The organism is Zooshikella ganghwensis, assembly GCF_018263875.1.
Taxonomy (GTDB): Bacteria; Pseudomonadota; Gammaproteobacteria; order Pseudomonadales; family Zooshikellaceae; genus Zooshikella; species Zooshikella ganghwensis.
In genome coordinates this window covers 1-11494 of record NZ_JAEVHG010000038.1, presented here as the reverse complement: position 1 = coordinate 11494, position 11494 = coordinate 1, and the positions used below count along the sequence as shown (strand labels likewise).

Below are 11494 nucleotides of genomic sequence, written 5' to 3'. Positions count from 1 at the left end.
ACCCGGTGCAACCAAAGAGGGTGGACTGTGGTTTATCAATATTGATGTCCATGAAAAAGCCAGCAGTTCATTGGTCAGTAAAGTCTTAAGTGAGTCAAAATATTATGGCCGCCCGTCCTAGAAAAAAGCGTGGGCTTTGCCCAAATTTATATGAATCCAATGGTTTGTTTCGTTACCGTCATCCCGTTAATAAAACCTGGCATGCCCTGGGCCGCGATAAGCAGGAAGCGGTCCGTGCGGCGCGTGAATTAAACAGTATTTTAATACCCAGTACCCAGCAGTTAATTAATTCTATTTTAGCCGTCGGTGAAAAAACCATCGCCGATATTATTGACGCCTTTAAAGCAGATATTGTACCGAATAAAGAATTAATGCCGCGCTCGGCTCAAGAATTAGAGTACCGATTAAATCGGCTGGAGAGTGATTTAGGCGACATGAGTATTCGTTCATTATCGGTGGAGCAAGTAGCCAGTTATTTGGATTTAAGTTTTAAGGGTGATGCCTATAAGCAACATCGGTCGGTGTTATCCCAGCTGTGTCAGTTTGCTATCGTTAAAGGCTGGTTAGTTGAAAACCCGGTGGCACCCACGTTATCAACACGACAAAGTCAGCGTATTCGTAAACAACGCCAGCGGATAACCTGGGAAGCTTACCAAGCGATTTACCAGCATGCGGAAGAATGGTTACAGATTGCCATGGACTTGGCCATCATTACCTTGCAACGTCGCTCTGACTTATTGCGCCTGAAGTTCAGTGATATCAAAGACAGTCGCTTGTACCTGGTGCAGAGCAAGACGGAAAAACATGGTGACTGTGCACGGCTGGCCATTGGCTTGGGTCCCTCGCTCAAGAAAGTGATTAAGCGTGCGCGGTGCACTGGAATCAACTCTCCCCTACTGATTCATAAACAGCCTCAAAGACTCTTAACGGACAATGGTCATTGGTCTGCAGTGAAACCTGATTACTTGAGCCGAAGTTTTTCCAAAGCACGTGATGCGTCGGGTATTTATGAAAATATTTCCAAAGAAATATTACCTACATTCCACGAACTGCGATCGTTAGGTGGGTTACTTTATGAACAGCAAGGGTGGAGTAAAGCCCAAGTGCGTCAGTTAATGGGTCATACTTCTGACAAAATGACTGAACATTACTTAAAAGGACATGACACAAGATGGACACAAGTTGAAGCCGATTTAGACTTAGAAAATTAGACGACAGGTTTCGTTTAAACACTGTTCAAAATTTTTGAGTTTTGCAGGATATTGCAGAATTTTGCATAACGCAAATAATTCTCAAAAGCAAAAAGCCCGTAACTCATTGAGTTACAGGCTTAAAAATGGTCGGAGTGAGAGGATTCGAACCTCCGACCCCCACAACCCCATGTTGAGGGGCGGAGTTAGTTAACCTATTGAAATATATAGATTTTATAGGTAAAAGTGACAATTCAATTACTGCATTTGACGACCAATAAAATCAATAAGTTACAACATTATATACTTATAAATTAGAAGTCTCTTGTCGTTTATTTAGGTATTCACTTGATAGATCAGCCTAGCTTATGACTGACCAGTTTAGCTTAGCATCCCACAACAAAGTAATTTAGCGATAGCCTAATAACACTGATCAAAATTCAACCATAAACTGTTTCATCTGGCGCAACCATCAGCTCACTTTGTAGAGACTTCAAATACTCTATCAATCATTGGTACATAACACTCAAGCCTCGTACTAGTAAGAACACACAACACCCCCTATCAAGTTATGGCTTGTAAAGCACAAGCGTTAGATGGAGAAATGGGTAAAATTGACTTGACTGGCGTGAACCATCGTCTGACTCATGATGAGTTAAGCTTTGTGATTATTTTAAGATTTATGAGGTATTAGAGCTGGTATGTTCCGTTGTTGTGATAAATAAAGAATATGAAATAATAAAGCGCGTGAATGAGTTGTCAAACGAAAGGGAAGGAATTTGTCTAAATGAGGCATATAATTAATAAATACCCTTACCATCAAGACTATTACCTTCATTAATGAAAGGTGATTTCCCTACCATCTATCCGATTAAGTAATAACCACTAACAAGTAAAGTTAATAATCACTTACATCAATACCTCCTTAATTTCTTACCTTACAAATCATATAGCCAGTAGTTATAGCCTTGGAGCTACTGCACTTTACTTTCCTGACCAAAGTCATATTTACATTCATCGCCACCTGATTAAAATTCGTTCAATTTTATCGAGATAGATAGCTTGGCCAGCTACGGTTTTCTTAACTTGGTGGTATGCATGTCCTTTTTAAGCTGCTGTAAAAGTAACAAATTGATTCATTTATTTCTTTGGATTCTATTATTTTTTACAAGTTATGCCTTTGCAACAGATGACTCTGAATGCATTGAAAATGGTGGTAAAGCCCACTGTATAGCACCAAAACTATCTGACTGGAAAATAACATACTGTATTCCAGCGGCTGCTTATGCCTCCAGGCACGCTGCGCTTTGCAAAGCTAAAGGAGGAACCTATATGGGTGCGGTCGCAAAAAACTGCCCTGGTGAGCAACCTCTAACTCAAGAAAACTATATTGATGTAGCCCAAAAATACGTCTCTTACTCAAATAGCTTATGCAAAATAGAGTCAACAAATATCAGCTCATGGGGTAATGTTACAGCTGATGGCTGGTATTGCCAAAACATTGAAAAACAGATAGATGAGGGGCATGAGATATACAGTGGACAAACATTAACTTTTACCGGGAAAAGTAGCTCAGGTAGCAAGTGCGATATGGAGGGTAAAGCAATTATTTATGCTCGTCGCTCTAGAAAGTTTGTATGCCCAGATGGTTTCCTAATGCGTGCAGATAAAGATGGTAACAAAGAGTGCTACCAACTTCAGCACTTTGCCGCTAGCCCCAAAGAAAATGGCTCCACAATGTGTGCTACTCCTCAAGCCCCCACTGAAAGTTACGAGTCTGACACCCAGCCCAGTAAAGGTGAGCCTATTCGTATTGGTACTGGTAATATGTACCATATTGATACCGACCTTTCTGGTCCTCTTCCTCTCGTGAGAACCTACAACAGTAGTTTAGGTAGATGGACATTTAATACAGATATTCGCCTTCAACTGACTAACAGCACAACCGTACTCCATTTTGGTGATGGAAAACAATTCACATACAGTAAAGTTGAAAATAACTGGGAAAGTGATCCCGATGTTTACCATCACTTAGAAGAAATTAATGAGCCAGACTTAGCATGGCGCATTACATTTGCGGATAACAGCCAAGCTTTATTTGATGATGCTGGGCGTATCCGCGAGCTAAAGTGGCTTCAAGGTAAAAGCATATACTATGAGCACACCACTGATAACACGGTTATTACTGATCAATTTCAAAATAAATTGGTCCTCAACTTCGATCGTAATCACCAATTAATTAAAGCAACTCTTAATAATACTACATCTATCAGTTATAAATATGATGACCAACAACGTTTAATTAAAGCTATTTTTTCAGACGACACAGCTCGTCACTTCCTCTACGAAAACAACCAATTTCCCAATTATTTAACTGGAATTATCAATGCTAATGGCAAACGAGTTATTACCTGGGAATATGACAGTATTGGACGTGCACTCTCCAGTGAGCGTGCAGATAATAAAGAACGCTTTACCTTTGATTATCTTGACAATCAAACCACTGTCACTAACCCATTAGGCAAAAAAACAACCTACCATTTTACAAGTTACTATGGTGTCAAAAAGGTAACTAAAGTTGAAGGCCATGCCTCAGCAAACTGTGCCGCCGCCAACCGCGAGTACACCTATTATGGCAACGGCTTGTTGAAATCTAAAACAGACTGGAAAGATGTTACTACCACATATGAATACAACGATCGTGGCTTGTTAACACAGAAAACTATTGCAAATGGTTCCCCCGAAGCCATCACAGTTCAAAAACAATGGCATGTCAAATGGCGTTTACCTGTCTCAATTACAATAGGGAAAGCCACAACGTTATATCTCTATGACCATCAGGGTCGTCTCTCAAAGAAAACTGAGGGTTTTGACTTAAAAAATGAATCCATAAACGAAGAAAAAACCTTATCAGTTTCAATTCCAGAGGATCTTAAACAAGCTATTAACCCTGAAAAAACAACTCTTAGTTGGAGCTTACCTGAAATCAATCAACCTGTTATTTATGACCTTTATTTAGGTGAAAGTAATCCACCAACCCTTTATAAACAGGGCTTAACTACTTCAGAGATAACTCTTGAAACACTAAATTCAAATCAACAATACAATTGGAAGGTTATTGTAAAAGACTTACATAATCAGGTCCTTGGAGAGACAGCTATAAACCTTCTTCAAACAGGAAACAGTGCTCCATCAGTACCCAAACTTTCTTCAGTTACTAAGCAGCAAGAAGGACTTTTATTTAAATGGTTAAAATCTGAAGACCCTAACCCTTCAGATCAAGTCGCGGGCTATCATTTACTAGTCAGTGAAGTTCAAAAGGATTTAGTTAGTGTTTCAGATAAGATAACAGAAAATCAATATCTTCTTAATCAAGCGATTGAACCAAATACTTTCTATCACTGGTCCGTAATCTCAACAGATAACCATGGAAAAAACTCATTAAAATCAACACCAAGTATATTTAGCTTAATTAATTTCGAAAACCAAGCTTTTTTCGAACAGTTTTATTGGTTCTATAGTGGCGATCAACGTTGGAGTATTCATCCAGCAAAAGATGGCCAAGGCTTTAACTGGCAAACAACTTTGGCAGTTGGAGAAATTGCCAAAGCAGAAACTCAAGTCAACTTAACATCTCCTGGTTCAATTAGTTTATCTCTAAACAAACCTTATGGAAGTCAATTAAGCTTATATATTGATGGAAAACTAGCATTATATTGGACCAGAAAAGTTGTAATTCATCAGCAAGTTTATGAATATCAAATCCCTTCAGGGCATCACACTATCAGACTTGAAGCAAGTCAACGAATAGGTAATGGTTATATAGAGCTAGATAACTTAATTTTACCTGCATTATCAGACTCAGATACAGATGGTGTAAAAGATGGCTGGGAATATCAGTTCTATGGTAGCTTAAACCAAAACTTTATAAATAAGGACTTAGATACCGATGGTGACAACTTAACAGATCTTCAAGAGCACCAATATGCAACCAATCCAACTAAGTCAGATACAGATGACGATGGAATGCTGGATAAATGGGAAATAGATAATCACTCAAACCCCACTGAATATGATGCAAACCAAGATGCAGATTCAGATGGTGTCAATAATTTATCTGAATATATTTTGAGCAACCAAAATCATTCATCCACTGCTGATTTTGATAAAGATGGTATGCCTGATCGCTGGGAAGTAACTCATAGTTTAAATCCTGCAATTAATGATCGAATGGAAGATAGTGACAATGATGGCGCAGTTAATTATGAGGAATATATTGCAGATACAGACCCTAAAAATAGCACACATTATCAACGGATCATGCTCGATTTTGAAAATCAAAAGTTAGGTGGTTACTACTGGGTTTATTCTGAGCAAGGTCGCTGGCAAATACAAAAGGCTAAGGATGGTAGTAGTCACGTTTGGCGCCCCGAATTAACTACAGGTCAAAAAGCAAAAGTTTCTACTCAAGTAAATGTTAAAAAGCCAGGTTTTATAATTTTTAAGATTACTAAACCAGCAGGCTCTCAACTTAGCTTGTTAGTTAATGGTAAACTAGTAGAGTTTTGGCATCGAAGAAGTTCCCAACAACATCAGATGTATCAATATGCTCTACCTAGCGGAAAAAATAAGATTGTTTTCGAAGCTAGTCAACGAATGAATACTGGATATGTTGAGTTAGATAATATTATTCTCCCTGCATTACCTGACTCAGATGGAGATGATGTACAAGACGGTTGGGAGTATCTACATTTTGACTCTTTAAATCACGACCTTTATCAAGATACCGATAAAGACGGCATCACTGACTTTGATGAATACAAAGCAGGGACAAACCCCCATGATGATTTGACAAATTAATTTATATTATTTGGCTTTACCCCCCCTTTAAGGTAAAGCCAGCGATTATTTATTTTCATGCATTTCTCTGTGTGAAGTCATGAAGTACCCAGAGCGATCAGGAAGTACGATGAAGTTATTGAGCCAAACTCTGTTATCCGCTGCCATCCTGGCAGGTCTGGCCTCAGGTGCCTCGGCAAGCGATACCCGTCATGTGAGTTATGAATATAACAACTTCGGACAGGTCACCCAAATTGATGGGCCACGAACTGATGTATCCGATATTACCCAGTTTAGTTATGATGACCGTGGCCATTTAACCAGCGTCACCAATGCCTTAGGCCATACCACTCAACTACAAGATTTTACGGCCCTGGGTAGCCCACAGCGTGTCGTGGATGCCAATGGGGTAACTACTGAACTGACGTATAACGTTCGGGGCTGGTTAACGTCTAGCAGCACGGCAGGTGCCACCACGCAGTATGTGTACGATGCCATTGGCCAAGTCACTCAGATTACTTTACCCAGTGGTGCCAGCTTAAGTTATGAGTACGACAATGCCGGTCGTTTAACGGCGGTCAGTAACAGCCAAGGTGAGCGGATTGAGTACACCTTGGATGCCATGGGCAACCGTACTCAGCAAGTATTGAAATCATCGACCGGTGAGCTTGTCCAAACCCAAAGCCAGGTGTTTGATGAACTGGGCCGACTCATTCGCTCAGTCGGTGCGGCTGGTCAAACCAGCAAAGTGTCGTATGACGTCAACAGCAATACAACAGGAGCCGTGGATGCCAATAACCACGGTTCCAGCTATGGCTTCGATGCGTTAAATCGTTTAGTCAGCTCAACGGATGCGCTAAACCAAGTCACCAAGCTGGATTATGATGCACAAGGTAATCTCGCCAAAGTCAGTGCACCTAATGGCGCAGTGACGCAATACGAATACAACGGTTTTGGTGAGTTATTCAAACGCATCAGTGCCGATACCGGTGTCACCACCTACCAATATGACAGTGCGGGTAACATCACCCAGAAAACCGATGCACGGGGTGAAGTGACCCAATACCGCTATGACGCCTTAAACCGCTTAACCGAACGGACTTACCCCAGTCAGCCGAAGCTGAATGTCACTTATCAATATGACGAAACCGATAGTGGCAACGTCGGTATTGGCCGTTTAACGGGTGTTAAAGACCAAGCCGGGTTAATTGCCTATTACTACAATGCTCAAGGTAACCTGACCAGCGTTATGCGCGGTATGTACGTTGCCGGTCATGAGCTGGTCTACAACACTCAGTACCAATACAGCAATGCAGGCTATATTACCGGCATCACCTACCCAAGCGGTGCCTCTGTTAGCTATGCCCGCAATAGCTTAGGCCAAGTCACAGCTATCAACTTCAGCCACAGTGGCAGCGATGATGCCATCAGTGTCGCGCAAAACATCAGCTACCTGCCTTTTGGTCCCGTACAAAGCTTAACCTGGGGTAATGGCTTAACGCTGAACCGTCAATATGACCAGGATTTCCAGCTCACCAGTCAAAGCGTACAGGGCATTCAAAGCCTGAGCTATGGCTATGATGCGGTCGGTAACATCCTCAGCATTGATGATGGTTTACAGGCAAGCCTGAATCAGAAATTTGAATACGATGCGCTGGATCATTTAGCGCTGGAAAGTGGTTACTTTGGTCAGAAAACCTATCAATTTGATGAAGTAGGTAACCGTACTCAACGTGTTTGGACTACCAAAGCTGATGCCTCTGGCAACAGCCAAACCAAAAAGCAAGTCCTGAGCTATCACGACAACAGCAACCGCCTGAACAAGCTGGACAACCAAACGGTGAGCTTGGATGCCATGGGTAATACCCTAGCTAGTCGTGGTGCCAATGCCACTTATGACACCCGTGGTCGTTTAAGCAGCATGACCGTGAATGGTGAGCTTCGTGCGAAATACACTTATAACGCCATTGGTGAGCGGGTCGTTAAAGAGCGTATCTTAGGGGGACAGTCTTACTATGGTGTTTACCAATATGATTTAGCGGGCCAGTTATTAGCAGAAGCCAATTACTCCAGCACTCGCAAGCTGCTAGACCGTCACTATGTGTGGTTAGGCTCTATGCCGGTGGCCATGGTGGAAGTGCATTACCAAGGCAATGGCAAGGTTGCTAATACCCAGGTGAGCTATATCCATGCAGATCACCTCAATACCCCACGTCGTGCGACCAACACCAAAGGTAACATTGTCTGGGCCTGGTACAGCGATGCGTATGGTGTGGGTCAGGTAGCTGATAACCCTGATGGTGATGGGCAAACCGTTACTTTAAATCTGCGCTTCCCTGGGCAATACTATGATGCTGAGAGTGGGCTCTTTTACAACTATTTCCGCGATTACGATCCAAGTACGGGAAGATACATCGAAAGTGATCCGATTGGACTTTCCGGTGGGTTGAATACCTTTGCTTATGTTGAGGGAAATCCCGCAAACTATGTAGACCCTTTTGGATTACAGCTGACAACTGTAGATTCTTGGTGTGGTCAAAATCCTAAAGCTTGTGCTGCGGCTATGAGAGGAGCTAAAGCGGGAGCTCGACAAAAAACAGGTACAAAGGCCATCCCCTCTGATAGTCAGTGTGATAATGATGATGATGACGAGTGTCAATCAAACATAAGTAGACAGTCAGCCATGGAAATGGCATATGCATTTGCAGGTATCTCTCCTGGAAGTGATGATGCCGTAGCAATGCCATGGAGTGAATATAGACCACCTGCAGGACTTGGAAGAGGTACAAAAGAATTCGCAGAAACAATGCAAAACTTATATACAAGTGGAGCATCAAATTATGGGCACTACCTGCCAAACGGAGCTAAGGTAGTTGAGCATCCACAAGGGCATCCAGACCAAACAGGGCCTGGTCACCCTGAACATCATAAATGTCCACATTTCCATGCACGTTTACCTAATGGGTATGAAAGAATTTTTGAATATAAACCTGGAACCTAATTACCCACTATGAAAGAGACAATAAGTGATAATAAATGGTTAGCTATTTTTTCTGAAGCCATTGATGTACTTGGAGAAGGCGAATTCCTAATGGAAAAAAGCCAATCTTGGTGTTCCTGGACAACGTTCGATCGTCTTAAATGTTGGGACTGTGGTTATTGGGGGGCAGGATTACCCAAAAAATCAGACCTTTCAATAACTGGCATTAATGATGGTAGTGTTTGGGGGCAACCATTCGAGTATTCATCTATTGCTCACATAATTTTCCCTAAAAGGTTTTGCACTGAAATGGGGATAGTAAAAGAGCAAAATATTCAAAAGTTAAAAGAAAAACTTATGAGTATTAATGTACCCCATAATATGAACGAGTACCTTTTAGAAATAAAACAATTTTAAAATATTAAGTCACCACTATATTTTTATATCAAATTTTTGATCAAGGAGTATGGTGGTAATTTTTACCCATTAAGTCCAGGATACACATAATAACAACTCACACTGAAACGATGAAACTGCATCAAGTTATACGCTCTTTAACAGAAAAGTGGTTGCAATGTTCCTCCAGAAGCGTACACCTGTCTAGATGTTAAGCCACCATAAGCACCTTATTGGTTCAAGGCAAAATCAATTTCAAGTGGAAAAATAAAATGAGTATCAATAAGGTAATTGAAGAAGCATGGCTCACAGCTATGAATGATCCATTTTATTTAGTCAGCGAGAAGCTCAAAAAACTTGAACTTAACACTAGTCAAAAAGCAAGAGTCTACTGTGAGGTTTTCTTACAGACATGCCTTGAAAATCAAAACAATGAGAAACTATATGATTTTTGGTGTAATTTTGACTGTGTCTCATTTCCAGAGAATTTTGATATTGGATCATGTGTGTTCAATTTTTTTAAAAATCACACTGAAGAAATAAAGTCAGATTATATGGCTTTTAGGGTTATGGATTGGATTGGGTCTTTTAGATCAAAAGAAGTAGCTGACTACTTCGAACTAATTTTTGAAAATTATAAACATAGTCCTCTATATGAAAATCTTGCAACAGGCATAAATCACTACTTGTTTGTTGAGTACTCTTGGGAAGCAGCTCCAGAAGATCAAGCTAGAATAAGAAGGCTTTATGAAAAAATTAAAGCCTCTCGTGAAAAATAATAATAATATTATTTTTAACTTCCCAACTTCACCGACACCCCATACCCCTCTAAAGGAGGTGCGTGGGCTCAAGTTGGTTTAGAATACTATAGGAATAGGAGGCATTAACTGTGAAAAAAACCACCTTATCTATTGTCATTTTTCTAAGTATACTATCTGGAACTACGCTCCTATACTTTTTTAATGGTATTAATAAGCCCTGCTCTAATTTACACAATTTTTCAGATAATAAGGCCTTAGTTTCTAAGGTTTGGGGTCAAATTAATACTCTTATCGAAAACTATTCAGCTTTCCAAAGACCAGGGATTAGTGGAGCCTTGATTTATCCTAAAGTTAATAACGTTAACCTAGGTATTGACTGGGATGCAGTCGGTATCCCTGAAGAATACGCAACATTGCAAATATTAGGTAAAAATTTGGATTATGAAAATTTTAACCCTAATTTAGTTGATGAAGTTATATTAGGTTATGGTTTTAGAGAAACTGTGACCTTTAAAATCAAACATCAAATTAATTCAGTAGAAACATCTACGAATAGAACATATAGCTTATCAGTGGAATGTAGAAGATAGTACGTTTCTGATATCATCAAGTATTAATAATCCACTTAACAACTAAACCCAGTAATATTATATCCACTGGCTGATTGAGCTGTTGATATCACGTGTTGGATTTCTGTACATTTAGACTCACCCTACCCTCTCCTGACACAATTCATGCTCAAACAAGTAAAGGTTTACAGCTAATAATCAGCTTGAGCCAGACCTCAGATAAAACGGATTTATGCCTCAGAAGAAATGGACAAAAACTACTGTTTTTATAGGCTAAAAGTTAACTGCTGGTGCGGTGTATAGGGGTGGAAATTTTATGCGTCTACCGTGGGGGGTTGTGTTGCGATCGGTAATAATTCTGTAGGAAGGACCCATCAATGTAAGCACTATAAAACAAGTGTATTATAAAGTCAACCATTTTATTATAAATTTATTTAAAAAATATTATGGTGTTACTATACTTAAATTCTCCACCCAAATTAACTCACATGACCCTCCTCCCGTATCCGTTCGAGTCATGGAGCTTCTCCATCGCCAACCATCATTTGCATCTACATTCACCAAACTGCCTACTAACTGAATAATATCCCCTTTTTTGACTGATTTTAACGCATCTTCAACAAACTCATTGGCAGGAATCATATGCATATTAGCACTTGATGTTTCTATTTCTCGACGAGGAATGGGATAGGCATCGGTTCGCCAATAATACCAACGATTTGACTGAGAAAATGTGATATTATTTATAACACTCTCATC

6 protein-coding genes and 1 pseudogene are annotated in these 11494 nt (G+C 40.3%); 6 read left to right on the top strand and 1 reads right to left on the bottom strand.

What is annotated here, in order from left to right; genetic code table 11:
• The first annotated feature begins 104 nt into the window (after positions 1 to 104).
• From KHS79_RS25255 to KHS79_RS25230, 6 genes are all read left to right on the top strand, one after another.
• Positions 105 to 1211 carry a tyrosine-type recombinase/integrase gene (locus KHS79_RS25255; RefSeq protein ID WP_212722945.1) on the top strand — a complete coding sequence of 369 codons (1107 nt, stop codon included), beginning with the start codon at positions 105 to 107 and terminating at the stop codon, positions 1209 to 1211.
• 1077 nt (positions 1212 to 2288) lie between these two features.
• On the top strand, positions 2289 to 6050 hold the full coding sequence (locus tag KHS79_RS25250; protein ID WP_212722944.1) for a DUF6531 domain-containing protein: 3762 nt from the start codon (positions 2289 to 2291) through the stop codon (positions 6048 to 6050).
• Positions 6051 to 6159: 109 nt separating this feature from the next.
• Positions 6160 to 9030: an RHS repeat protein gene (locus KHS79_RS25245; protein WP_212722943.1), complete on the top strand. Its 2871-nt coding sequence runs from the start codon at positions 6160 to 6162 to the stop codon at positions 9028 to 9030.
• A 9-nt stretch (positions 9031 to 9039) separates the two neighbouring features.
• Positions 9040 to 9426, top strand: a complete 387-nt coding sequence (locus tag KHS79_RS25240) for a hypothetical protein (protein WP_212722942.1) — start codon at positions 9040 to 9042, stop codon at positions 9424 to 9426.
• Positions 9427 to 9677: 251 nt separating this feature from the next.
• Positions 9678 to 10184: a hypothetical protein gene (locus KHS79_RS25235; protein ID WP_212722941.1), complete on the top strand. Its 507-nt coding sequence runs from the start codon at positions 9678 to 9680 to the stop codon at positions 10182 to 10184.
• A 110-nt stretch (positions 10185 to 10294) separates the two neighbouring features.
• Positions 10295 to 10756 carry a hypothetical protein gene (locus KHS79_RS25230; RefSeq protein ID WP_212722940.1) on the top strand — a complete coding sequence of 154 codons (462 nt, stop codon included), beginning with the start codon at positions 10295 to 10297 and terminating at the stop codon, positions 10754 to 10756.
• A 423-nt stretch (positions 10757 to 11179) separates the two neighbouring features.
• Here the strand turns inward: KHS79_RS25230 and KHS79_RS25225 are convergent.
• Positions 11180 to 11494: pseudogene (locus KHS79_RS25225) on the bottom strand (hypothetical protein); the annotation flags it as partial.